The organism is Dactylosporangium sp. NPDC051541 (assembly GCF_044454505.1).
GTDB lineage: Bacteria > Actinomycetota > Actinomycetes > Mycobacteriales > Micromonosporaceae > Dactylosporangium.
Genome location: NZ_JBITDU010000020.1, coordinates 49,672 through 73,387 on the forward strand (window position 1 = coordinate 49,672; position 23,716 = coordinate 73,387).

General features: G+C 69.8%; 21 protein-coding genes and 1 pseudogene. 6 read left to right on the forward strand and 16 right to left on the reverse strand.

Going from position 1 to position 23,716, the window contains the following annotated elements; genetic code table 11:
• Positions 1-13 precede the first annotated feature (13 nt).
• Entirely contained in the window at positions 14-244 is a 231-nt protein-coding gene (locus ACIA8L_RS48750) for a DUF397 domain-containing protein (RefSeq protein ID WP_395915924.1), read from the forward strand.
• A gap of 129 nt (positions 245-373) precedes the next feature.
• Positions 374-571: a DUF397 domain-containing protein gene (locus tag ACIA8L_RS48755; RefSeq protein WP_395915927.1), complete on the forward strand. Its 198-nt coding sequence runs from the start codon at positions 374-376 to the stop codon at positions 569-571.
• A 14-nt stretch (positions 572-585) separates the two neighbouring features.
• Here the strand turns inward: ACIA8L_RS48755 and ccsB are convergent, their stop codons facing one another.
• Genes ccsB through hemL form a run of 6 tightly spaced genes read right to left on the reverse strand, consistent with a single transcriptional unit; the run spans position 586 to position 6,518 of the window.
• Complete coding sequence (gene ccsB, locus ACIA8L_RS48760) at positions 586-1,695, reverse strand: c-type cytochrome biogenesis protein CcsB (protein ID WP_395915929.1); 1,110 nt, start codon at positions 1,693-1,695, stop codon at positions 586-588.
• Positions 1,695-3,329 (reverse strand): cytochrome c biogenesis protein ResB, encoded by a 1,635-nt coding sequence (locus tag ACIA8L_RS48765; protein ID WP_395916101.1) that lies wholly within the window; start codon positions 3,327-3,329, stop codon positions 1,695-1,697. The genes ccsB and ACIA8L_RS48765 overlap by 1 nt, the downstream gene beginning before the upstream one ends.
• Entirely contained in the window at positions 3,266-4,012 is a 747-nt protein-coding gene (locus tag ACIA8L_RS48770) for a cytochrome c biogenesis CcdA family protein (protein WP_395915930.1), read from the reverse strand. The genes ACIA8L_RS48765 and ACIA8L_RS48770 overlap by 64 nt, the downstream gene beginning before the upstream one ends.
• A gap of 1 nt (position 4,013) precedes the next feature.
• Positions 4,014-4,544, reverse strand: a complete 531-nt coding sequence (locus ACIA8L_RS48775) for a TlpA family protein disulfide reductase (RefSeq protein WP_395915932.1) — start codon at positions 4,542-4,544, stop codon at positions 4,014-4,016.
• Position 4,545: 1 nt separating this feature from the next.
• Positions 4,546-5,190, reverse strand: a complete 645-nt coding sequence (locus ACIA8L_RS48780; protein ID WP_395915934.1) for a histidine phosphatase family protein — start codon at positions 5,188-5,190, stop codon at positions 4,546-4,548.
• A complete protein-coding gene (gene hemL / locus ACIA8L_RS48785) occupies positions 5,187-6,518 on the reverse strand; it encodes a glutamate-1-semialdehyde 2,1-aminomutase (RefSeq protein WP_395915937.1) in 1,332 nt (443 codons plus the stop codon). Before hemL ends, ACIA8L_RS48780 begins: the two co-directional genes overlap by 4 nt.
• A 90-nt stretch (positions 6,519-6,608) precedes the next feature.
• Here hemL and ACIA8L_RS48790 point away from each other — a divergent pair, with 90 nt between their 5' ends.
• Positions 6,609-6,932 (forward strand): STAS domain-containing protein, encoded by a 324-nt coding sequence (locus ACIA8L_RS48790; RefSeq protein WP_395915940.1) that lies wholly within the window; start codon positions 6,609-6,611, stop codon positions 6,930-6,932.
• Here the strand turns inward: ACIA8L_RS48790 and ACIA8L_RS48795 are convergent.
• Together ACIA8L_RS48795 and ACIA8L_RS48800 are read right to left on the reverse strand one after the other, a co-directional pair.
• Positions 6,929-7,507, reverse strand: coding sequence for a two-component system response regulator (locus ACIA8L_RS48795; RefSeq protein ID WP_395915942.1), 579 nt, complete (start codon positions 7,505-7,507; stop codon positions 6,929-6,931). The two genes, ACIA8L_RS48790 and ACIA8L_RS48795, sit on opposite strands and share 4 nt — an antisense overlap.
• Before the next feature lie 31 nt (positions 7,508-7,538).
• The gene (locus ACIA8L_RS48800) at positions 7,539-11,933 is read right to left on the reverse strand and encodes a HAMP domain-containing protein (protein ID WP_395915944.1); all 4,395 of its coding nucleotides are present in this window, start codon (positions 11,931-11,933) and stop codon (positions 7,539-7,541) included.
• A 92-nt stretch (positions 11,934-12,025) separates the two neighbouring features.
• Here ACIA8L_RS48800 and ACIA8L_RS48805 point away from each other — a divergent pair, with 92 nt between their 5' ends.
• Positions 12,026-14,023 (forward strand): SpoIIE family protein phosphatase, encoded by a 1,998-nt coding sequence (locus tag ACIA8L_RS48805; RefSeq protein ID WP_395915946.1) that lies wholly within the window; start codon positions 12,026-12,028, stop codon positions 14,021-14,023.
• A 3-nt stretch (positions 14,024-14,026) separates the two neighbouring features.
• On the opposite strand, the gene ACIA8L_RS48810 is transcribed toward ACIA8L_RS48805, so the two are convergent.
• The 5 genes from ACIA8L_RS48810 to ACIA8L_RS48830 all read right to left on the reverse strand — a co-directional run bounded on the left by ACIA8L_RS48810 (position 14,027) and on the right by ACIA8L_RS48830 (position 20,091).
• Positions 14,027-15,238: a mannosyltransferase family protein gene (locus ACIA8L_RS48810; protein ID WP_395915948.1), complete on the reverse strand. Its 1,212-nt coding sequence runs from the start codon at positions 15,236-15,238 to the stop codon at positions 14,027-14,029.
• Between the two features lie 223 nt (positions 15,239-15,461).
• Entirely contained in the window at positions 15,462-15,962 is a 501-nt protein-coding gene (locus ACIA8L_RS48815) for a PH domain-containing protein (protein ID WP_395915950.1), read from the reverse strand.
• Positions 15,963-15,978: 16 nt separating this feature from the next.
• On the reverse strand, positions 15,979-17,064 hold the full coding sequence (locus tag ACIA8L_RS48820) for a mannosyltransferase family protein (protein WP_395915952.1): 1,086 nt from the start codon (positions 17,062-17,064) through the stop codon (positions 15,979-15,981).
• Between the two features lie 607 nt (positions 17,065-17,671).
• On the reverse strand, positions 17,672-18,592 hold the full coding sequence (gene mqnP, locus ACIA8L_RS48825; protein WP_395915954.1) for a menaquinone biosynthesis prenyltransferase MqnP: 921 nt from the start codon (positions 18,590-18,592) through the stop codon (positions 17,672-17,674).
• On the reverse strand, positions 18,589-20,091 hold the full coding sequence (locus tag ACIA8L_RS48830) for a menaquinone biosynthesis decarboxylase (protein ID WP_395915956.1): 1,503 nt from the start codon (positions 20,089-20,091) through the stop codon (positions 18,589-18,591). The genes mqnP and ACIA8L_RS48830 overlap by 4 nt, the downstream gene beginning before the upstream one ends.
• 233 nt (positions 20,092-20,324) lie before the next feature.
• Between ACIA8L_RS48830 and ACIA8L_RS48835 the strand changes: the two genes are divergently transcribed.
• Positions 20,325-20,957 (forward strand): UbiX family flavin prenyltransferase, encoded by a 633-nt coding sequence (locus tag ACIA8L_RS48835; protein WP_395915958.1) that lies wholly within the window; start codon positions 20,325-20,327, stop codon positions 20,955-20,957.
• Here ACIA8L_RS48835 and ACIA8L_RS48840 read toward each other — a convergent pair.
• The gene (locus tag ACIA8L_RS48840) at positions 20,920-21,147 is read right to left on the reverse strand and encodes a BldC family transcriptional regulator (RefSeq protein WP_223100449.1); all 228 of its coding nucleotides are present in this window, start codon (positions 21,145-21,147) and stop codon (positions 20,920-20,922) included. The two genes, ACIA8L_RS48835 and ACIA8L_RS48840, sit on opposite strands and share 38 nt — an antisense overlap.
• 185 nt (positions 21,148-21,332) lie before the next feature.
• Here ACIA8L_RS48840 and ACIA8L_RS48845 point away from each other — a divergent pair, with 185 nt between their 5' ends.
• Complete coding sequence (locus ACIA8L_RS48845) at positions 21,333-21,779, forward strand: Lrp/AsnC family transcriptional regulator (protein ID WP_395915960.1); 447 nt, start codon at positions 21,333-21,335, stop codon at positions 21,777-21,779.
• Between the two features lie 38 nt (positions 21,780-21,817).
• Here ACIA8L_RS48845 and ACIA8L_RS48850 read toward each other — a convergent pair whose 3' ends face one another.
• Positions 21,818-22,423, reverse strand: a complete 606-nt coding sequence (locus tag ACIA8L_RS48850; protein ID WP_395915962.1) for a putative glycolipid-binding domain-containing protein — start codon at positions 22,421-22,423, stop codon at positions 21,818-21,820.
• A gap of 54 nt (positions 22,424-22,477) precedes the next feature.
• A pseudogene (locus ACIA8L_RS48855) lies at positions 22,478-23,704 on the reverse strand (DEAD/DEAH box helicase); the annotation flags it as partial.
• Between the last annotated feature and the right edge of the window lie 12 nt (positions 23,705-23,716).

Sequence of the window (23,716 nt, forward strand, 5' to 3'; positions counted from 1 at the left end):
CCCGCGGCTCGCAATGGTGCGAGCCGCGGTGAAATTATATGGAGGTAGAGTGGCGAAGGAACAGTCGCTGGACTGGCGGAAGAGCAGTCTTTGCGAGGCTGGGAACTGTATTGAGGTGGCTTGGGCCGACACCGAGATTCTGATCCGAGACTCCCAGCGTCCAGAGCAGGTTTTGCAGGTGTCCCGCTCTGATTGGGATGCCTTCGCTTCCGGTGTGGCGAGGGGTGACTTCGCATTTGCTTAGGCTCGGGGCGGCGGATCTGATCTTGAGATCCGCCGCCCCGTCCAGTTGTGCCAGCCTTCTGCCGCTCACTATGGGTGCGGCGGCCGTTCTCGTACGCTTGAACCTTGGTGTCGAGAGTGGAGGCCCTCGATGGCTCACGGTTCAGGCGAAGGTGTATGGAGGTCAGCGCCGAAGTGCGGGGATGGCAACTGCATTGAGGTGTTGGTCAGCGCCGGCCATGTCTTTGTCCGGGACAGTGTCGACCCGGACGGCAATGCGCTCCGATTTGAGGCGGGCGCATGGGCTGGGTTCGTGGATTTGCTGAAAAGGCGGTCGCTCGGCGAATAAACATTCTGCTGAAATCAGACGCCGGCGTAGGAGTGGAGGCCGTTGGCTACCAGGTTGACTCCGAACAGGTTTACCAGCATCGTGGCCCAGCCGATTATGGCGATCCAGCTTGTCACGCGGCGGCTTACGCTCGGGGTTGAGCGGGCGTGCAAGTAGCTGGCGTAGACGACCCAGGCGATGAACGACCAGATTTCCTTCGGGTCCCAGTTCCAGTAGCGGCCCCAGGCGGCTTCGGCCCAGATGGCGCCCGAGATCACGCCGAAGGTCCAGATCGGGAACGCGAACGCGTGGACGCGGAAGGTGACGCGCTCCAGGACGGCGGGGTTTGGGAGGCGTTCGCCCAGGGAGTAGGGGAAGCGGGTCTTGCCGGCGTCGTAGCCCAGGCGGATCACGTGCATCGCGGCGGCGACGAAGCCGACCAGGAAGATGCCCGACGCTGTTGACGCGGCGCCCACGTGGATGACCAGCCAGTATGAGTGCAGGGCGGGGACCAGCGGGCCGACCGGGACATACAGGCTCATGCCGGCGACCGACAGCAGGATCGCGGCGACCAGCGTGACGAACAGGCCGAGGTGGCGCAGGTTGCGCCAGCGGGCGGCGGTGACCAGCCAGGCGGTCATGCCGACCGCGGTGGCCATCATGACGAACTCGTACATGTTGCCCCATGGGGCGCGGTCGGCGGCGATGCCGCGGGTGACCAGCGCTCCCACGTGGGCCAGGTAGCCGAGGACCATCAAGGCGATCGCGGTGATGCCGGCCCGGCGGGCGCCAGCAGACGACCCGGGCGACATTTCGGAAACGTCGGAAATGTCCAGATCACCCGAGGCGCGCGAAACAGCCGAGGCGTCCCAGACGGCCGAGCCGTCCGAGACAGCCGAGCCGTCCGAGCCGCCCGAAACAACCGAGCCCCCCGAGACAGCCAAGACGTCAGAAGAGGCGCCGCTACCGACAGAAGAGGCGCCGCCCCCGACACCGACCAGCGCGGCCTCAGAAGCCGGCGAACGCACCGCCAAACGGGCAACCGCCCCGCGGCCACCGAAGGCGTATTCAATCGCGTACGCCATCATCGACAGCACGTACGAAAAAATCGTGACGACCAGCAGCTGGTTGGACAGCCCGCCCATTACACAACCTCCTCGACGTTCTCAGTCTGCGCCACCTGCTCCGGCACCGAAGCAGCGGGGCCCGCGGCCCGCACCAGCGAAGCGAACTCGTCGGCGAAGCCGGGGTAGTCGCTGCGCGGCAGGCCGCCGGCCGTGATGCCGGTCGGGGCGATGCGGAAGAAGATCCGGCGGCGCTTGCCCCACAGCGAGCCCAGCAGGCCGACCAGCAGGGCGATGGCCCCGCCGAGGACGATCGGCTGGCCCGGGTCGTGGCGGACCGAGATGCTGATCCACTGCTGGGTGCCGACGAACTGGACCTTGGTGCCGTCCGGGAGGGTGGCGGTCTCGCCGGGCTTGAGCATGAGTGGGTCGCCGAACTTGGCCAGGCGGCCGGCGTCGATCTGGCGGGTGTCCAGCGTGTAGACCGACAGGGGGGCGCCGGCGTCGAAGCCGAGGATGCCGCGGTAGGGCTGCAGCATGAGCCGCGGGTCGCGTTCGGCCGGGAACGCCGACGAGTTGAACGACGGATCGGACGGGACTGTCGGCAGGTAGATGCCGGAGAAGCCGATCTGCGACTTGTCGTCGCGGGTGCCGGTCTGCGGGTTGATGTTGACGTCCGGGAACGTGGCCACGCCGGTGCTGGTCAGCAGGCCGTCGCTGGGCAGGAACGGCGAGACGTTGTCCGAAGTCTTCCCGTACTTGTCGGTGTAGCGCAGGATCGGCGCGTACCCGTGGCCGAGTAGTGAAACGTTGGCGCCGTCGAGCCGCAGCGGGTTGTTGACCTGGAGCAGATCCTCGGACGAGCGCCCATTCTGCTGAACATTGACGTTGGCCTTGTAGGTAACCGGCTGGCCGTTGTCCAGATAGGTCGCGTTGAACTTGTCCAGGCGCAGGCAGAAGCGGGGCAGGTCGTTCTCGCCGACCTGGGCGCCGAGCGCGTGCTCGTCGTAGTTGAGCAGCGTGTTGCAGAATGCGAAGTCGTCGCCCTCGACCAGAATGCGGTTGCCGTGCCAGCCGAACCACGAGCCGAACGCGACCCCGAACAGCAGTGACAGCAAGGCGAAGTGGAAGACCAGGTTGCCGGTCTCCTTCAGATAGCCCTTCTCGGCCGAGATCTCCACGACGTCGCCGTCTTCGCGAACGGCGGCCCGGAACCGATGCTTGCGCAGCATTACCCGAATTCGGGCGGCGTCCTCGGCGGTCCCGGATTTGGCCACGGTGGCGTGCTCGGGCAGTCGTTCAAAACGCGAAGGCGCTTTCGGGGGTACTTTCACCAGCGCCACGAAGTGCATCCGGAATCGGGGCACCAGGCAGCCGACGAGCGAGATGAACAGCAGCAGATAGATGGCCGAGAACCAGGGCGAGCCGTAGACGTCGAAGAACGACAGCCGGTCGAGCGTCGGCCCCCATTGCCGGTGGGTGTCGAGATACGTGTCGACCTTCTCGGGTGACACGTTGCGCTGCGGCAGCACCGAGCCCGGGATCGCGGCCACAGCGAGCAGGAACAGCAGCACCAGGGCGGTGCGCATGCTGGTCAGCTGGCGCCAGGCGCGGCGGCTCACGGAGACGGTGGTGTGGAAGAGCCAGCGCATCAGATCGGCACCGTTCCGGCCGGGCCGATGTTGGCCTGCAGGGCGGTCATGAGGGAGCTCCAGACGCCGGTGACCAGGGCCAGTCCGATCAGCACGAGCAGGGCGCCGCCGATGCGGGTGACCCACTGACTGTTGCGGCGGATGAACTTCACGACCCCGATGAGCCGCTGGAAGCCCAGCCCCATGGCGATGAACGGGATGCCGATGCCCAGCGAGTAGGCGACCGCGAGCGTCACCGCGCGGGCCTGCGAGCCGCTGGTCGAGCCGAGCGCGATCATGGCGCCGAGCGTCGGGCCGGTGCATGGGGCCCAGGACAGCGCGAACACGACCCCGAGCACGGGCGCGCCGATGAGGCCCGCGGACGGCAGGCGCTGGATCCGCCACTGCCGCTCCAGGCCCGGGACCAGGCCGATGAAGGCCAGGCCGAGCACGATGACGGCGACGCCGACGATCACCTCGATCAGCCGCCGGTGCACCAGCAGCGTCATCGCGGCCCGGGTGGCCAGGATGATCAGGCCGATGAACACCGCGGAGAACCCGGCGATGAACAGCCCGACCCCCGCGAGGACCCGCCCCCGGCGCTTGCCGGAGTCGAGGTCGGCCCCGGCCAGCCCGGTCACGTAGGACAGGTAGCCCGGCACGAGCGGGAGGATGCACGGCGACAGGAAGCTGACCAGCCCCGCGAGCGCCGCCACGCCGATCGCCAGCAGGAGGGGCCCGCTCGCGGCGACCGTCCCGACGTCCATGTCAGGCCTGCTCGGCCAGCAGGTCGCGGACGATCGGTTCGAGGAGCTTCTGATCGACCGCGGAGCGCAGCACGGCGGCGATCCGGCCGGCCTTGTCGATCACGAGCGTGGCCGGGATCGAGTTGGGCGGCACGTCGAAGTTGAGCGCGAGCGACCCCGACGGGTCGAAAATGCTGCCGTAGGTCGGCTTGATATCGGCCAGGTAGTTCTCGGCCGGGCTCTTCTGATCCCGAATATTGACGCCGATAAACGTGACGCCGTCGGCCTTGGTCGCCGCGAGCACCTTCTCCAGCTCCGGCGCCTCGGTCCGGCAGGGCGGGCAATACGAGGCCCAGAAGTTCACGACAACGACCTGACCCTTGTGCTGCGCGAGCTCGAACCGCCCGCCGCCATTCATCAGGTCACCGCCCATTGCCGGCGCCGCCACCCGCTCGGTCACGGCAATTTTTCGACTGCCCAAAGCGTTTTTGGGGGTACTGCTCGAGCACGCGGCCAGTGCCAGCACGAGCAGCAACACCAGGGCCCGCCGCATCTCAGGCGCCTTTCGCATTGCGGGCCGAGGCGGACAAAGCGATCAGGTGCGCGGCGGGCTCGGAGTATGCGATCCCCACGATCTTCGCATCCTCGAAATGGAAGCTCGTGAGGCTGGCCAGCTGGCATTCCCGTTTGCGCGGGTCGTGCCACAGCCGCTTCTTCTCGACGTGCCGGCGCAGGGTCCAGATCGGCAGCTGATGGGAGACGCACACGGCCTCATGGCCCTCGGCGGCCTCGCGGGCGGCCAGCAGCGCCTGGTACATCCGGGCCGCGATCACGTTGTACGGCTCGCCCCAGGACGGGGTCACCGGGTCCCGCAGCACCCACCAGTTGCGGGGGTCCTTGAGGGAGCCGTCACCGACGCCGACCTGCTTGCCCTCGAAGAAGTTAGCGCTCTCGATCAGCCGGTCGTCGACCGCGATCGGCAGCCCCAGCTGGGCCGCGAACGGCTCCGCGGTCTGCTGGGCGCGCTCGAGCGGGCTGGCCACCAGGTGCGTGATGTCGCGGCCGGCCAGCGACTCGGCGGCCGCCTTGGCCATCTGCACACCGAGCTCGGACAGGCGGTATCCGGGAAGGCGGCCGTAGAGGACCTTCTCCGGGTTGTAGACCTCGCCGTGGCGCAGCACGTGGACGATCGTCTTCATGCCGCTGCCTCCGCTGCGGCGCGGGCCGCGTGGGGCAGGGCCGCCTCGAGGTGTGTCAGGGCTTCGTCGTCGATGGCCGTCGAGACGAACCAGGCCTCATACGCGCTCGGCGGGAGGTAGACGCCCCGGTCGAGCAAGGCGTGGAAGAAGGCCTTGAACGCGCCCACGTCCTGAGTCTGCGCGTCGGCGAACGAGTGCACCGGCGTCTCGGTGAAGAAGATCGAGAACATGTTGCCGGCGGTTGACAGCACATGCCGTACCCCCGCAGCGGTTAGAGCGTCTGAAGCCAGCTTCGAGACCGTCGCCGCGGTGGCGTCCAGGCGGGCGTAGACCTCGGGCGTCGCCAGGCGCAGCGAGGTCAGGCCGGCGGCGCAGGCCAGCGGGTTGCCGGAGAGCGTGCCGGCCTGGTATACCGGGCCGGCCGGAGCCAGCCGGGCCATGATCTCGGCTCGGCCGCCGAACGCCGCGGCCGGCAGACCGCCGCCCATGACCTTGCCGAACGTGTAGAGGTCGGCATCCACCGGCTCGAGGCCGGCCCAGCCGCCGCGGCTGACCCGGAAGCCGGTCATGACCTCGTCGAGGATCAGCAGGGCGCCGTGGTGGTGCGCGAGCTCGGCGAGCTTGGCGTTGAACCCGTCGCGGGGCGCGACCACGCCCATGTTGCCGGCCGCGGCCTCGGTGATGATCGCCGCGATCTGGTCGCCGTGGGCCGCGAAGGCCGCCTCCAGGGCGGGCACGTCGTTGTAGGGCAGCACGAGCGTGTCGACGGCGGAGGCGCCGGTGACGCCGGGGGAGTCGGGCAGGGCCAGCGTGGCCACCCCGGAACCGGCCGCGACCAGCAGCGCGTCGACGTGGCCGTGGTAGCAGCCGGAAAACTTGATCACCTTGGGCCGCCCGGTGAAGCCGCGGGCCAGGCGCAGGGCGCTCATCGTCGCCTCGGTGCCGGAGTTGACCAGCCGGACCTGGTCGACGGCGGTCCGGGCGACGATCTCCGCGGCCAGGTCGACCTCACCCGGGGTCGGGGTGCCGAAGCTGGTGCCGCGGGCGGCGGCCGCGGTGATCGCGGCGATGACCTCGGGGTGGGCGTGGCCGTGGATCAACGGCCCCCACGAGCAGACGAGGTCCAGGTAGCGCCGGCCGTCGGCGTCGGTGAGCCAGCAGCCGGAGCCGCTGACCATGAAGCGCGGGGTGCCCCCGACCGCCCGGAACGCCCGGACAGGTGAATTCACCCCACCCGGCACGATGGCCCGGGCACGGTCGAACAAGGCCTGGGAGGCCGGCGCGGCGCCCGAATACGGGACGGGACCGGCGGTGTCAATATCGGTCACAGCCTGCCCATTCTGACAGCTGTTCCCGAACCGCGGCGCGCGGCCCTCGGCGCCGTGTGCCCGACACCACTACCGGTTAGGCTGTTTCCCGTGGATCGACCTGATCTCTCCGTATCCGTCCGCCGTGCACCCACGGAGACGGTCGTCGCGCTGACCGGAGAGATCGACATGTCGACCGTGCCGCGCCTGGCCGCCGCCGTCGACGAGGTCCTCAACGAGCCGCCGGCCCGCGTCGTGCTCGACATGGCCGGCGTGACGTTCTGCGACTCGCAGGGTCTGGGCACTTTGGTGGTACTGAGCCGCAAGGCGGCGCTCGCCCAGAGTTATCTGGTCCTGGTGAACGTCGGCGCCTTCCTGATCCGCGTGCTGGACATCACCGGGCTCCGCAACGCCCTGATGATCCAGGAAGCCTAGATCTTGGCGCGGGCCTTCGTCAGCGCGGCGATGGCCTTCTCGACCTGCTCGCGGCCCAGCTCGCCGTCGGCGGCCAGGGCGCCCTTGAGCAGGGCGGTCGCCTCGTCGACGGCGACGCCCGCGTGGCGCAGGTCGGCGTCGCGGGACCGGATCAGCTCTGTGGACGCCGCGAGCTGCTGCGTCATCGTCCACAGCTCGACGAAGACCGAAACCTTTGCGCGCAGTACCCATGGATCGAACGGCTTCGTGAGGTAGTCCACGGCCCCGGCCGCGTAGCCGCGCAGCGCGAGGTGCGAGTCCCGGTCGGCGGCCGTCAGGAAGATGATCGGCATGTGCCGGGTCTTCTCCCGGCGCTTGATGTGCCGCGCGGTCTCGAAGCCGTCCATCGTCGGCATCTGGGCGTCGAGCAGGATCAGGGCGAAGTCGTCGACGAGCAGCCGCTTGAGGGCGTCTTCGCCGCTGTCGGCGCTGACCGTCTGCACGGGCAGGCCCTGCAGGCTCGCCTCCAGGGCCAGCAGGTTGTCCCGCCGGTCGTCGACGAGCAGCACCTTCGCGGGCCGATCCGGACCAGTCAACGGTGCCGCCCCTTTCCAAGACTCGAACAACCTACACCGCGCGACCCTCCCCGTTTACCCAGGCCGCCATGACGTCAAGCAGCTCGTCCAGGTCCACCGGCTTGGTGATGTAGTCGCTCGCCCCGGCCTCCAGTGACGACTCCCGGTCGCCGGGCATCGCCTTGGCGGTCAGGAACACCACCGGCAGCTCGGCGAAGCGGCGGTTGCGGCGGATCGCGCGGGTCGTCTCGTTGCCGTCCTGGTCGGGCATCATCGCGTCCATCAGGACGATGTCCACGTCCGGGTGCTCGGAGAGGATCCGCACGCCGTCGGCGCCGTTGTCGGCGTACAGGACCGTCATCCCGTGCAGCTCCAGCGCGCTGGTCAGGGCGAAGACGTTGCGCACGTCGTCGTCGACGATCAGCACGGTCGCGCCGTCGAGCTGGTTGGCGGCGGCGGTCGCCTTGCGGTCGGCGGCCGGCAGCGAGCGCAGCATCGGCGGGGCGGCGGGCAGCGGGCGGGCGGCCACCGGCGGCAGCGAATGCGGCTGAGCCGGCAGCATCTGGTGCAGCTGCTGGTGCAGCGACGGGGTGACCTCGGTGGCGATGACGTCCGGGAGGTACAGCGTGAAGGTCGCACCGTGCCCGACCTCCGACGTCACCCCGATCCCGCCGCCGAGCAGCCGGGCGAGCTCCCGGCTGATCGACAGGCCGAGTCCGGTGCCGCCGTACTTCCGGCTGGTCGTCCCGTCCGCCTGCTGGAATGCCTCGAAGATGAGGGCCACCTTGTCGTCGGAGATCCCGATCCCGGTGTCGGAGACGGCGAACTGGATCACCCGCCGCGCCCCGGCCAGTGTCGGCGCCGAGAACTCCAGGTCGGCCGCGGCCACCCCGATCGCCAGGGTCACCTGGCCGTGGTCGGTGAACTTGACGGCGTTGGAGACCAGGTTGCGCAGGATCTGCTGGAGCCGCTGCGGGTCGGTGACGATGGCCGGCGGCAGCGCGGCGTCGGTCGTCACGACGAACTCCAGGCCCTTGTCCTCGGCCTGGGGTGCGAAGGCCTGCTCGACGTAGGCCCGGATCTCGTCGAACGAGACCTCGCCCGGCTCGACGTCCATCCGGCCCGCCTCGATCTTGGACAGGTCGAGGATGTCGTCGATGAGGGCGAGCAGGTCGGAGCCGGCGTTGTGGATCGTCGCGGCGAACTCGATCTGCCGCGCGGTCAGGTTGGTGTCCGGGTTGTCGGCCAGCAGCCGCGACAGCAGCAGCATCGAGTTGAGCGGGGTCCGCAGCTCGTGGCTCATGTTGGCCAGGAACTCCGACTTGTACTGCGAGGCCTGCGCCAGCTGCTGCGCCTTCTCCTCCAGGCCGAGCCGGGCCATCTCGATCTCGCGGTTCTGCTTCTCGATGTTGCCCTTCTGCTCGGACAGCAGCGTCGCCTTCTCCTCCAGTTCGGCGTTGGTCCGCTGCAGCTCGGCCGACTGGTCCTGCAGCTCCTCGGTGAGCCGCTGGGACTGCGAGAGCAGCTCCTCGGTCCGCCGGTTGGCCAGGATCGTCTTGAGCGCCACACCGATGGTGACGACGAGCCGGTCGAGGAAGGACAGGTGTAGCTCGCTGAACGGCGAGACGCTACCGAACTCGATCACGCCGAGCGGCTCGCCCTCGAAGAGCACCGGCAGCACGACCAGGTCGGCGGGCGCGGTCTCGGTGACGCCGGAGCGCACCCGCAGCCGCGCCTCGGGGTCGGCCTGCACGCGGATCGCCCGGCGGGAGAGCGACGCCTGGCCGATCAGGCCCTCACCGGGGGCGAAGCTGAGGTCGGCGCCAGGGGCCACGTAGCCGTATGACGCCTCGAGCCGCAGCCGCAGCCCGGTCTCGGCGTCCGCGCCGGACAGGAAGAACGCGCCGATCTGGGCGTCGACCAGGGGCGTCACCTCGGCCATGATCATGCGGCAGACCTCGACGAGGTCGCGCTGGCCCTGCAGCAGGCCGCCCACGCGGGCCAGGTTGGAGTCCAGCCAGCCCTGCTCGGCGTTCTTCTTCGTCGTCTCGCGCAGCGTGACGATCATCTGGTTGATGTTGTCCTTGAGCTCGGCCACCTCGCCGAGGGCCTCGACCGCGATCCGCTGGGTCAGGTCGCCGCGGGTCACGGCCGTGGACACCTGCGAAATCGCCCGCAGCTGGGTGGTCAGCGTCGAGGCCAGCTGGTTGACGTTCTCGGTGAGGTCGCGCCAGGTGCCGGAGACGCCCTTCACCTGGGCCTGGCCGCCGAGCTTGCCCTCCGAGCCGACCTCGCGGGCCACGCGGGTGACCTCGTCGGCGAACGAGGAGAGCTGATCGACCATCGTGTTGACGGTCGACTTCAGCTCCAGGATCTCGCCGTGCGCGTCGACGGTGATCTTCTGTGACAGGTCGCCCTTCGCCACGGCCGTGGTGACCTGGGCGATGTTGCGGACCTGGCTGGTCAGGTTGGACGCCATCGAGTTGACGTTGTCGGTGAGGTCGCGCCAGGTGCCCGAGACGCCCTTCACCTGGGCCTGGCCGCCGAGCTTGCCTTCGGTGCCGACCTCGCGGGCGACGCGGGTGACCTCGTCGGCGAACGACGACAGCTGCTCCACCATCGTGTTGACCGTGGACTTCAGAGCCAGGATCTCGCCCTGGGCGTCGACGGTGATCTTCTGCGACAGGTCACCGCGGGCCACGGCCGTCGCGACCTGGGAGATGTTGCGGACCTGGGCCGTGAGGTTGGAGGCCATGAAGTTGACGTTGTCGGTGAGGTCGCGCCAGGTGCCCGCGACCCCGCGGACCTGGGCCTGGCCGCCGAGCTTGCCCTCGGTGCCGACCTCGCGGGCCACGCGGGTGACCTCGTCGGCGAACGACGACAGCTGGTCGACCATCGTGTTGACCGTCGACTTCAGTTCGAGGATCTCGCCGCGGGCGTCGACCGTGATCTTCTGCGACAGGTCACCCCGGGCCACCGCGGTCGCCACCGAGGCGATGTTGCGGACCTGGCTCGTCAGGTTGGAGGCCATGAAGTTGACGTTGTCGGTCAGGTCGCGCCAGGTGCCGGCGACGCCGGTGACCTGGGCCTGCCCGCCGAGCTTGCCTTCGGTGCCGACCTCGCGGGCCACGCGGGTGACCTCGTCGGCGAACGACGAGAGCTGGTCGACCATCGTGTTCACGGTCGACTTCAGCTCGAGGATCTCGCCCCGGGCATCGACGGTGATCTTCTGCGACAGGTCGCCCTTCGCCACCGCCGTCGACACCTGGGCGATGTTGCGGACCTGGCTCGTCAGGTTGGAGGCCATGAAGTTGACGTTGTCGGTGAGGTCGCGCCAGGTGCCGGCGACGCCGGTGACCTGGGCCTGCCCGCCGAGCTTGCCCTCGGTGCCGACCTCGCGGGCCACGCGGGTGACCTCGTCGGCGAACGAGGAGAGCTGGTCGACCATCGTGTTGACGGTGTCCTTGAGCTCGAGGATCTCGCCCTGCGCGGCCACCGTGATCTTCTGCGACAGGTCGCCCCGGGCCACCGCGGTCGCCACCTGGGCGATGTTGCGGACCTGGCTGGTCAGGTTGAACGCCATCGAGTTGACGTTGTCGGTGAGGTCCTTCCAGGTGCCGGCCACGCCCGGCACGTCGGCCTGGCCGCCGAGCTTGCCCTCGGTGCCGACCTCGCGGGCCACCCGGGTCACCTGCTCGGCGAAGATCCGCAGCGTGTCGACCAGCGAGTTGATCGTCTCCGACAGCTCGGCGATCTCGCCCTTCGCGCTCACCGTGATCTTCTGCGACAGGTCGCCGCGGGCCACCGCCGTCGCCGCCGCCGAGATCGACCGGACCTGCCCGGTCAGGTTGGCGGCCATCGAGTTCACCGAGTCGGTGAGGTCGCGCCAGGTGCCGGCGACGCCGGTGACCTGGGCCTGGCCGCCGAGCTTGCCTTCGGTGCCGACCTCGCGGGCCACGCGGGTGACCTCGTCGGCGAACGACGAGAGCTGGTCGACCATCGTGTTCACGGTGCGGCCGATGGTCAGGAACTCGCCCCGCAGCGGCCGCCCGTCGATCTCCAGGGCCAGCTTCTGCGACAGGTCGCCCTCGGCCACGGCCACGATCACGCGGGCGATCTCCGTGGTCGGGCGGCCCAGGTCGTCGATGAGCGAGTTGACCGAGTGGACGCGGTCGAGCCAGGTCCCCTCGAAGCCCTCCTCGTCGAGCCGCTCCGTCATCCGCCCCTCACGGCCGACGACGCGGCTGATCCGCAGCAGCTCCCGGGTGTGGTGCAGGTTGATCTCGGCGAGCCGGTTGAACCGCTCGACCACTTCGCCCGGCAGCCCGTCGCGGCGGCTCAACCTGATCTTCAGGTCGCCGGCGAGCAGGCTGTCCAGCGCCCCGGAGAGCTCCTCCAGCAGCACCGTTTCGGGACTCTTCTGGGTGACTTCTTCGACTGTGGTCATGGCGTCTCCACCGGTCTCGGGGGCAGGCGGTGTCCACCCATCGTCGTCCTTCAGGTTGGATTGTTACCACCGTTCAGTGGAGACTGCGATATGTGACAACCCAGACCGTCCGGAGGATCAGGCTCCCGGCCGACCATAGCTCTCCCGGTCTGGCCCGTGATGCGATCCGGACGATCGCGCACGAACGGGGCCTCGGCTCGGTCCTGGACGAAGCACTGCTCCTCGTCACCGAGCTCACCACCAACAGTGTCGTGCACGCCGGCACCGAGGTCGACCTCGAGATCACGGCGAGCGACGCATCGCTCACCGTCGCCGTGCTCGACTTCCGCCCAGGCGCCATCGCGCCCGTCTTCCCCGAGCCCTCCGGCGAACTGCCCGAGCGCGGCCGCGGCCTGCTCCTCGTCGAGCAGCTTGCCACGGCCTGGGGAACTCTGCACTTCAGCGGCGGGAAGGGGGTGTGGTTCCGGCTCGACGCCGCGCCGGCCTCGGCGTTCGGCAAATCCGACATTCCCGCCTTCGATCTCCCGGCCGCGGTGGACTCGCTGGTCTGGTCCGGCCAGGGCACCTCGCTCGAGGAGCTGGCCGAAGAGCTGCTGCAACAGCTGTGCCGGGCCATCGGCGCGCAGGGCGTGGCGCTCACCGTCGACGAGGGCGAGGGCCCGCACACCGTCACCGCCTTCGGCCGCCTCGGTGGAAGCCTCGACTATCAGGCGACACAGGCCTCGTCGGCGGAGGCCCAGTCGGCCGGCGGCGGCTTCAGCCGCCGGGTCATGCTGCGGGTCGCCCGTCCGTGGCGCGCGGAACTGCTCATCGCCGGCGGTGACGGCCGCCCCGACGCCCGCTCGCTGACCGCCCTGGCCGCCGACCGGCTCACGCTGCTGGTCGAGAACCACCGCCTGCGCCGGGCCGACGCCGAGCGGCGGACCTGGCTGACGTTCCTCGCCGACGTCTCCGAGCTGCTGGCCCAGTCCCTCGACGTCGAGCTCACGCTGGCCCTCATCCCGCGCCTGGTCGTGCCGCGGCTCGGCCAGTGGTGCGCGATCCACGCCGCCGACGCCGGGGGCGAGCTGCGCCTCGCCGCCACCGCGCACGCCGACGAGTCGAAGGTCGGCGACCTCCTCGACGCGCTCGCCCAGGCCACACCCCAGCTGAAAGAGGCGATGCGAACCGATGCGGTGGTGCCGCTCGGACCTCCGCTGGAGGGGTACATCGTCGCGCTCATCGCCCGCAACCAGCACCTCGGCACCCTGACCGTCGGCGGCAACCGCGACACGTGGCAGCGCTCCGAGGAGGTCGCGGTTGTCGAGGACGTGGCCCGCCGGGCCGCCCTCGCCATCGACAACGCCAACATCCACGCCGAGCGCCGCCGCGTCGCCCAGACCCTCCAGCGCTCCCTCCTGCCGCCCCAGCTGCCGCGGGCCGACGGGGTCGAGTTCGGCGCCGAATACGTCCCCACCGGCGAGGGCGTCGAGGTCGGCGGCGACTTCTACGACGTCGTGCCGCTCTCCGGCCGGCGCTGGCTGGTCGTCGTCGGCGACGTCTCCGGCAAGGGCGTCCAGGCCGCCACCGTCACCGGCCTCGTCCGCGACGTCACCCGGGTGCTGGTCCGCGACGGTCGGCCGCTGCCCGAAGTGCTCCTGCGCCTCAACGAGACACTGCTGGAGCGGGGCGGCGGCCGGTTCTGCACGCTGTGCCTGGCCCAGGTCCTCCGCCGCCAGGACGGCCGGCTCGACGTCACCCTCCACCTGGCCGGCCACGACCAGCCGGTGCTGCTCCGGGCCGACGGTTCAACAGAACTGGTTGGCGCCTGTGGTACTGCCCTGGGCCTGCTCGACACCATCAACACCCCGCGCACCCAGGTATCTCTCGACCCCGGCGACACGCTGATCTTCTTCACCGACGGGGTCACGGAGCGGCGCCGCGGCATCGACCTGTTTGGCGTGGACCGCCTCCGCGACGAGGCCGCCAACCTCGCCGGCTTCACGGCCGACGTGGTCGTGGCGCGGCTGCGGGCCCGGACGCTGGCCTTCTCGCCGGAGGCGCCGCGCGACGATATCGCCATTTTCGCCGTACGAAACGACTCGTTTTAGCGTTTATGCCACCCATCCCCGATGGAGGAAATGGGCGGCCAGAATGCCCTGCGTGGTCAGGAAAATCGTGGTGACCGCCCGGTCGACCCAGCGCCGTTCGCCGAGCGCGCCGAGGGCCATGAACGCGGGGAATGCCTCCAGCCCGATGCGTGACGCGGAGTACAGCGGATTCGGGATATCGCTGGTGTACCGGCTGGGAAAGCTCACCGCGAACATCAGCAGGGCCAGTCCGAGCAGCGGATAGAGGGCGGTTCCCGGCTTTCGGAGCCACGGGTTTCCGAGCGACGGTCTTCGGAGCCACGGTGTCAGGAGTGCGGCCAGCCCGATGACGGTGCCCAACTCCAGGACGTTGTGGGTCCAGATCTCGGTGAAGGGCGGTCCGGCTTTGGTCATGGCGTCGACGGGCGCCTGCCAGGGCCACGCGAGGTGACGGCCCCAGTGCTGCGCTTGCGTGTGCGAGAACGCGAGCGGGTCACCGTACGCGATCCAGTCCGTCAGCATTACGCCCCCGAGCCCCGCTGGGATGACCATTAATGCCGATATTTCAGACAATTTCATTTTTCTTTGGGTGTACTCGATCACGAATGCGAAGGCCAGCAGGATGCCCGCGGACCGGGTGGCCGCCGCGAGCCCGCCGAGCAGCCCGGCCGACCACCACAGCTGCCGGCGCAGGCAGTACACGGTGCCGACGGCGAGCGCGATGAACAGGCTCTCGTTGTACGCGGCCCCGAGAAAGAACCCGGTCGGAAACGCCACGAGATAGAAGACGGCCCGCCCAGCCGCGCGCTGCCCGAGCTCAAGATCCGTCAGCCGGTACAACAGGATCAGCGCGGCCGCCAGCGCGAGGTTGGCGACCAGCAGTGCCGCGACCCACGATTTGCCCAGGCAGAGCGGGGTCGCGACGCGAATCAGCAGCGGATACAACGGGAAGAAAGCAGCCGGCGAGTCGTCCGCAGTTCGCTGATACCCGTGCTCGGCGATCGCGATGAACCACGGCGAATCCCACTGGCTCGCCCACAGCCAGGCAACGTGCGTGGGCGACTTGCGCGGTCCCGGGTCGCCGACCCAGGCGAACACCGAGATGGCCACCATCCCGGCCCGACTGACCGCGAACACCCCCAGCCCGACGATGACCGCCCGCCGCCAGGGCCGATCGCCCCCCGCATGCCTCTCGCCCGGCGTGGCGGCCATTTCGCCTGGCGCGGCGACCGCCAACGTGTCCGCCGCATTCGTTGATGCCTCCGCAGTGTGCGTTCCCGAATTGGGCGGCGCCTCACGTGGGCATTCGGTCTCCGCGGGTGTGAGGGCGAGTGCGACGGCGGCTGCGCGGACGGCTGTGGCGGCGGCGTCAGCGGGTGTGGTGGCGGGCGCGGTGGGCGGCGCGGCGGCGTGCGCGCGGGCGGGCGCGGCGGCGGGCGTGGTAGGCGGCGCGGCGGGGTCAGGCGGAGCGGCCACTGAGCGACTGGATTCGGGCCAGGTCGTCGGCGACGTCGGCCGGGCGGGCGTTGAGGTCGTAGGTGCTCAGCAGGTGCAGGGTGTCGCCGGTGTCGATCTCGAGGAGTTCGCTGCGCAGGCCGGCCCGGGTGCGGGACTCGAGCCGGATCCGTTCGATCTCGTCCCAGGCCAGCCGTCGATGCCCGGCGTATCCGGTGACCACCGTCAAGCCCTCCGGGTCGGCGGCGAGGCGGACCGGGGCGAGCACGTCGCGGAGGGCGTAGGCACCGGCGACCACCGCGGCGACCACGATCGCGGTCAGCGCCCGGTGGTCGTCGGCCAGGAACACGGCGGCGAGGATGAGCACCACCGTGACCGCACACTTCATGGCGGCGAACCCGGGCGACACCCGCCACCGGAGCTCGGTCGGCTCCGGCCCGGCGACGTCGCCCTCATGCTGGTCGGCGGCCGGTGAGGGCTCGTCGGAGAAGGCACCGCTGCGCATCTGCACACTCCTACGATTACGCGACCCAGCCGCCCCGGACGAAGAAAGCGGCCAATATCGCCTGCAGCATGAAGAAGAGGGCGACCACGATCCGATCGACCCACGGCCGCGCCCCGATCCGCGCGAGAATCATGAACGCCGGAAAGATCTCGAGCCCGAACCGCGACGCGGAGTACAACGGATACGGCTGGTGCGACGACGGGAAGCTGATCATGAGCAGCGTCAGCCCGATCCCGACCAGCGGCATGACCCACTGATCCCGCCGGACCTTCCACGGCCCGACGAAGTTGAGCACGAGCAGCCCGATGCACAGCAAGGCCGTGGCCAGCTCGAGCAGGTTGTGGACCCAGACGTCACTGAACCCGTAGCGCAGCCCGAACCCGCTGTGCAGCGACTGCACCCCGCGCCAGACCGGCATCCAGGGCCAGTCGAGGTGCCGCCCCCAGTAGCGCTGCGCCTTGAGGAACGCGAACGGCTCCCCGTAGGCGTTCAGTGAGAACACCGCCACGCCGGCCACCCCGACCGGCACGAGCAGCACCGCGAGGGCACTGCTGCGGAGCTTGAACCGGTGCACCCGCACGTACTCCCAGACGAACGCCCCCGCCAGCAACACCCCCGCCGACCGCGTGAACACCGCCAGCCCGCTGAACAGGCCGGCCCACCACCACAGCCGCTGGCGCAGGCAGTAGACGGCCGCGAGCATGAGCCCGATGAACAGGCCTTCGTTGTATCCGGCGGTCAGGAAGAACGCGGTCGGAAACGCCACGAAGTAGAAGACGGTCCGCCCGGCCACGACCCGGTCGAACTCGCGCTCGGCGAGCCGGTAGAGCACCACGAGCGCCGCGAACGAGGCCACGTTGGCGACGAGCAACGCCGCCACCCAAGGCTTCCCAAGACAGAGCGGCGTGAGCACCCGGATGAGCATCGGATACATGGGGAAGAAGGCCGCCGGCGCCTTGTCCGGCTCCGGGTAGTACCCCCGCTGGGCAATGTCGATGAACCACTTGGAGTCCCACTGCGAAGCCCACTGCGCCGCGATGTAGCTCGCCGTGACGTTGGGCCGCTTCTCCCCGATCCACGAGAACGCCGTGACAACAGCCAACGCAATCTTGCTGGCCGCAAAGATCCAGAACCCCGCGACAATCGCCCGCCGCCAGGGCCGATCCCCACCCACCGACACGTCATCGCCGCCCGCCACGACCGGCCCCCTGCCGTCCGCCGCTTGGTCCCCGCCAGTCCCGGCGCTCGCTCCGTCTCCTCCCACCGAGGCGATCCGCACGGAGCCGTCCAGCGCAGTGTCCGCCGGGACCGCCGAAGCGTCCGCCAGGTCAGCCGTCCGCCCATCCACGGTCGCGCCGGCCACAGCCGCTCTGGTCGCCTGGCCGTCCGCCGTCACGCCACGGTGCTCAGCGCCTCCCGCCACGTCGCTCGCAGTCATCGACCCCACCGCCCGTCAAGGCTCGTCGCACCACGAGCCACACCACGACGGAACACAGGACCGGCCGCCCCTGGGGCCCCTGCGGCCGCCGGCGCGGGGACTGGCTGCGGTGCTGCAGCGGATGTGAGGGCCAGAGTGCACGCCGTCGGTGGAGCGAGACTGGGCGCGGCGGCGAGTGGGCCGGCCGCGGCGAGAGCGCTGGGCTGGGTGGGGCCGGTGGGTGCCGGGGGAGGGGCGGGGGCCATGGGCGGCATCGTAGAGGGGGGCATCGCTACGGGCGTAGTCCGCTGCGGATCACCAGGTCGAGCAGGGCGAATACGAACAGGGCTATGCCCACGAAGCCGTTGGCGGTGAAGAAGGCGCGGTTTACGCGAGACAGGTCGGTCGGGCGGACGATCGCGTGCTCGTAGGTGAACGCCACGGCGGTGACGGCCAGGCCGATCCACCACAGCCAGCCCAGGTGGACCAGGTAGCCGAACCAGACGAACAGAGCGAACGTGACGACGTGCGCGATGGTCGAGGCGCGCAGGGCGAAGGGGACGCCGTAGCGGGCCGGGACCGAGTGGACGCCGATCTGACGGTCGACCTCAGTGTCCTGGCAGGCGTAGATCAGGTCGAAGCCGCCGATCCACAGGCCGACCGCGGCGCCGAGGACCCAGGCCGGGCCGGAGCCGCGCAGGTCGCCGGTCACGGCCAGCCAAGCGCCGACCGGGCCGACCAGCTGGGCGATGCCGAGGATGGCGTGGGGCCAGTTGGTGAAGCGCTTGCCGTAGGGGTAGACGACCAGCGGCACGACGGCCAGCGGGGCCAGGGCCAGGCAGAGCGGGTTGAGCAGGGCGGCGGCGCCGAGGAACACGACGATCGCGACCAGCGCGCCGGTCCAGGCGGTGCGGACGCTCACGGCGCCGGTCACCAGCTCGCGCTTCGACGTGCGCGGATTGCGGGCGTCGATCTGGCGGTCGATGATCCGGTTGGCGGCCATGGCGAAGGTGCGGGCGCCGACCATGGCGATCGTCACCAGGAGCAGGTCGAGCCAGCCGACGTGCGGGTGCTCGCCGCCGGTGGTGGTCATCACGGTCAGGGCGGCCAGGTAGGCGAACGGCAGCGCGAACACCGAGTGCTCGATCGCGACCAGCCGCAGGAAGGCCTTGACCCGGCTCGGGGGTGCCGCAGGTGCCTCAGCGAGTGTCATCGTGAAGTCTTCCGTGTCCAACGGTCGCCCAGGGCGTTGTCCTGGAACCCGTACTCTCTCCAGCGCTTGTCCACCCGGGCCACGACCTCGGGCGACATGACCATCTCTTCCGGCCAGCCGCGATGGTAGCCCTCGGCCGGCGTCTTGCGCGTGGCGTCCAGCCCCGCCTTGCCGCCCCAGAACTGCTGATAGGACGAGTGGTCGAGGTGGTCGACGGGGCCCTCGGTCAGCAGCAGGTCGTGCTTGTAGTCCACGTTGCCGAAGGCGCGGAAGGCGACCTCGGCGTAGTCGTGGACGTCACAGTCCTCGTCGACGATGACGATGAGCTTGGCCAGCGACAGCAGGTGGGCGCCCCAGACGGCGCTCATCACCTTCTGCGCGTGCTTGGGGTAGCGCTTGCGGATCGACACGATCACGCAGTTGTGGAACACGCCGGCGGCCGGCAGGTCGTAGTCCACGATGTCCGGGATCAGCAGCTTGAGCAGCGGCAGGAAGATCCGCTCGGTGGCCTTGCCGAGGCCGTGGTCCTCCTGCGGCGGCTTCGACGTGATGATCGAGTGGTAGATCGGCTGCTTCCGGGTCGTCATGCACTGCACGTGCAGCACCGGAAAGTCCTCGACCGGTGTGTAGAAGCCCGTGTGGTCGCCGAACGGGCCCTCGGGCAGCCGCTCGCCGGGCTCGAGGTAGCCCTCCAGCACGATCTGGGCGTTGGCCGGCACCTGCAGCGGCACCGTGAGGCAGTCGACCATCTCGACGCGCTCGCCGCGGAGGAAGCCCGCGAACAGGTATTCGTCGATGTCGCCCGGCAGCGGCGCGCTCGCGGAGTAGCAGACCACGGGGTCGGCGCCGATCGCCACCGCCACCGGCAGCCGCTGGCCGAGCCGCTCCGCGACCGCGTGGTGGGCGGTGGAGTCCTTGTGGATCTGCCAGTGCATGCCGATCGTGTTGTGGCTGTGCTGCTGCAGGCGATAAAGCCCTAGGTTGCGCTTGCCGGTCTCCGGGTGCCTGGTGTGGGTCAGGCCGAAGTTGTGGTAGATCCCGCCGTCGTCGGGCCACACCTGCAGGCCGGGCAGCTTGTTGAGGTCGACCTGGTCGCCCTTGTAGACGACCTCCTGGCAGGGCGCGGTCTTGACGTGCTTCGGCGGGACCGACTTGAGCTGCATGAGCTTGCCGATGCCGTCGCGGATGCCGGCCCAGCCGACCGGAAGCTCGGGCTTGACCAGCTCGCCGATCCGGGCCCCGACCTCGTCGAGGTGCTCGACGCCGAGGGCCATGGCGGTGCGCCGCTCGGTGCCGAACAGGTTGATGGCGACCGGCATGTCGCCGCGGGTCGGCCGGTCGAAGAGCAGCGCGGGACCGCCGGCCCGCACGGTGCGGGTGACGATCTCGCTGATCTCCAGGTGCGGGTCGACCGGGGCGGTGACCCGATGCAGCTCCCCCGCCTTCTGCAGGGCGGCCAGGAACTCGTTGAGGTCTGCATAGGGAAATCCGCGAGCCATACCTGCATCCTGCCAACCGGGTACGACATTTTCTGCAGCACCCTCGCCCGGTGTGACCGCGGCCGTCGCGCCGGCGCAGGGCGTGCTCGCGCATCGCGGCGAGGCCGGCGTCGCGCCGCCGCTCGCCGCGCCGCCGCTCGCCGCGCCGGCCTGGCGCCGCGCCGGCCTGGCGACGCGCCGGCCCGGCGCAACGGTGGCGTGGTGGCGCGCTGTGACCGTGGCAGAGTTGTGGCGTGGATCAGCGCAAGCCGTGGGTCGTCGGAGTGTCCGGTGCGTCAGGCACGCCATATGCGGCGGCCGTCATCCGGGCGTTGTTCGACGCCGGCGAGGCCGTCGACCTCGTCGTCTCCCGCGCGGCCCGGCTGACCATCCTTGACGAGACCGGCGTGTCCTTCCGTGATGCACATTGGAAGGACGATCTCGCCAACTGGATCGGCCGGTCGCTCGACGGTGCCGACATCGCCTACTGGCCGGCCGGCGATCTCGCGGCCGGGCCGAGCAGCGGTTCATACCCCGTGAAGGGCATGCTGGTGGTGCCGGCGAGCACGGCGGCATGCGCCGGCATCGCCATTGGTCTGTCCAAGGACCTCCTTCAGCGCACCGCCGAGGTGAACCTCAAGGAACGCCGCCCGGTCGTGGTCGTGCCACGAGAGACTCCGGTGACACGCAGTCACCTGGAGCACCTCATCGCACTACACGACGCGGGTGCGGTGATCCTGCCCGCGAGCCCCGGCTTCTATGCCGCCGGTGCCGCGGCCACGGCCGCCCAGCTGGTCGATTTCGTCGCCGGCAAAGTTCTCGACGCCGCCGCCGTATCGCACAGCCTGTTCACTCGTTGGTCGGGTGAGCTCGGCCATTCCCACTAGAGGTGTCATCAAGAGCGTCATCCCCTTCGAGCAACGCCCTTACCTCGGATTCCCGGAACCGCCGGTGTCCACCCGGGGTTCGGATGCTGCTGATCCGGCCGGCCGCGGCCCAGCGTGTCACCGTCTTCGGATCGACGCGAAACAAGGCAGCGACTTCACCGGGCGTCAGCAGACGATCTCCCGTCTCCACGGCCCCTCCTTTACCCTGGGTGGCTCGCCGGGCTCGCGCACCCCCATGCTGCGAAGCTGAAAGCGCGAGTCATCCTGGGATGTACGCCCATTACAGCACCGCTCAAGTGCCGTGTCCGGGAAACGAGGAAAACGCACTTCTGGGTAATTAGTTGTGTTAAAACCCGGACCGCTACGCTTGTCACGATGGACGCGATCGACCGCCAGCTCATCGACCTCCTCCGTGACAACGCCCGGCTTCCATATGCGGAGCTCGCCAGGAAGGTCGGCCTGTCCGCCCCGGCCGTGCACGAACGCGTCGGCAAACTTGAATCCTCCGGGGTCATCCGCGGCTATCGGGCCGAGGTCGAGCCCGAGACGCTGGGCCTTCCGCTGACCGCCGTCATCGGCATCGTGCAGGACAGCAGCGGCGACACCGACGCCGTCCTGGCGGCTCTCAAGGAGCGGCCGGAGATCGAGTCGTGCTACTTCATGGCCGGCGAGGAATCGTTTCTGTGCAAGGCCCGGGTGGGCACCATCAGCGACCTGGAACGGCTCATTGTCGACCTGAATCGGGTGCGGGGGGTGGCCCGGACCCGCACCACCATTGCGCTTTCCACGAAATGGGAGGGGCGGATTCAGCCGGCCGGTTAGGCGAATCCGGCGAGGTAGGTTTTGGTCGCGGACGCGATTCACGCGAGGGTCGCCAAGCCGGAGTATTCGGTCACGTAGCCGTCGTCGGTGATGTCGAGCTCGGCGGAGAAGTTCTCAGAGCGGTACCGAATCCGCCGCTTTGCAAGCACTTCATAACTCTGCGCATAGGGCAGCACGGCGAGGCTCGGGAACAGCACCCAGGCGGCCTCGATGTCGACCTTCGTGCCCGGCTCCGCCCGGTGCAGCCCGAGGCGTCGAATGGGCAGCGTGTTGGTGAGGGGCGAGTTGTAGAGGTCGATGTCGAGCACCGCGTGCAGCCGGTCCGGCTCCTCGATGCCCGGCATCGGCGCCGTCGGCAGCATCCGCTCCAGGTCGCCCTGCTCGCTGGTGGTCACCCGCCAGCGCCCGGCGGCCCGTTCCATGCGCAGATTGCGCAGCCAGCCGGCGCCCTCGACGGTCACTTCCAGCCTGGTGCTCGCCCACGACTCATCGGTCTGCAATGCATAGCGGCAGGTGTACAGCGCATTGTCGGACGCGAACGCGACGCCCTTGGCGAGCAGGCCCCGCCGGTCGTCGAGCGTGACGAACTCGCCGCCGACGGTGTCGGTCCGCTGCCAGGCGAACGCCCGGGGTAGCACGGTCATCCCCGGACCGTACTCGAACCCGGGCGCTTGTGTGGGGTACGTTACCCAGCGTTATCGATGCCGGGGCGGCCGCCGGTCGTTGGTGCGCTTCGCATACTGGTCGTTGGGCCGCTTCGCGTTCGGGGCGAACCGGACCGGCACGCCGCTGGGCTGGCGGGCGCCGGTGACCTCGGCCAGCGCCGGGTCGCCCGCGCGGACGCGCAGCTCGTTGGGCGTGACACCGGCCTTGGCCAGCAGCGCCGCCGCCATCCGCCGCTGCCGTGGCAGCACCAGCGAGACGACCGTGCCCGCGGCCCCGGCGCGCGCGGTGCGGCCGGCCCGGTGCAGGTAGTCCTTCTGGTCGCGGGGGAGATCAACGTGGACCACCAGCGAGACATCGTCGATGTGAATCCCGCGGGCCGCCACGTCGGTCGCGACCAGCACGTCGACCGTGCCCTCGCGGAACTCGGCCAGCGTGCGGGTCCGCACCCGCTGCGTCTTGCCGCCGTGCAGCGCGCCGGCCCGCACCCCGACCCGCGCGAACTGCTCGACCAGCTCGTCGACGGCCATCTGCGTCTTCACGAACAGGATCGTGCGGCCCTTGCGCGCGGCGATCGACGCGGCGATGGCGAACTTGTCGTGCGGCGGAACCAGCAGCACGTGGTGATCCATCTCCGCGACCGACGCCGTCGCCGGCTCGATCGAGTGCGTGACCGGATCGACCAGGAACTGCTTGACCAGCGCGTCGACGTCCTTGTCCAGGGTCGCGGAGAACAGCAGCCGCTGCCCCGCCGCGGGCGTCTGGGCCAGCACCTCGGTCACCTCGGGCAGGAAGCCCATGTCGGCCATCTGGTCGGCCTCGTCCAGCACCGTGATCTCGACCGCATCGAGCCGGCAAGCGCCCCGCTTGATCAGGTCACCGAGCCGGCCCGGAGTGGCCACCAGCACATCGACACCACGTTCCAAGGACCAGATCTGGCGGTCGTACGGCACACCGCCGACGGCCGTCTTGGAGTAGAGCCCGAGCGACTTCGCCAGCGGCGTCAACGCGTCGTTGACCTGCATGGCGAGCTCCCGGGTCGGCACCAGGATCAGCGCCTTCGGAGCGTGCGGCTTGGACCGGCCGGAGGCGGCCAGTCGGGCGAGCATCGGCAGGCCGAAGGCCAGCGTCTTCCCTGATCCGGTGCGACCACGACCAAGCACGTCGCGGCCGGCGAGCACGTCGGGGACGGTCGCCGTCTGGATCGGGAACGGTTCGGTGATGCCCTCGGTCGCCAGCGCCCGGACGAGCTTGCCGGGCAGGCCGAGCCCGGC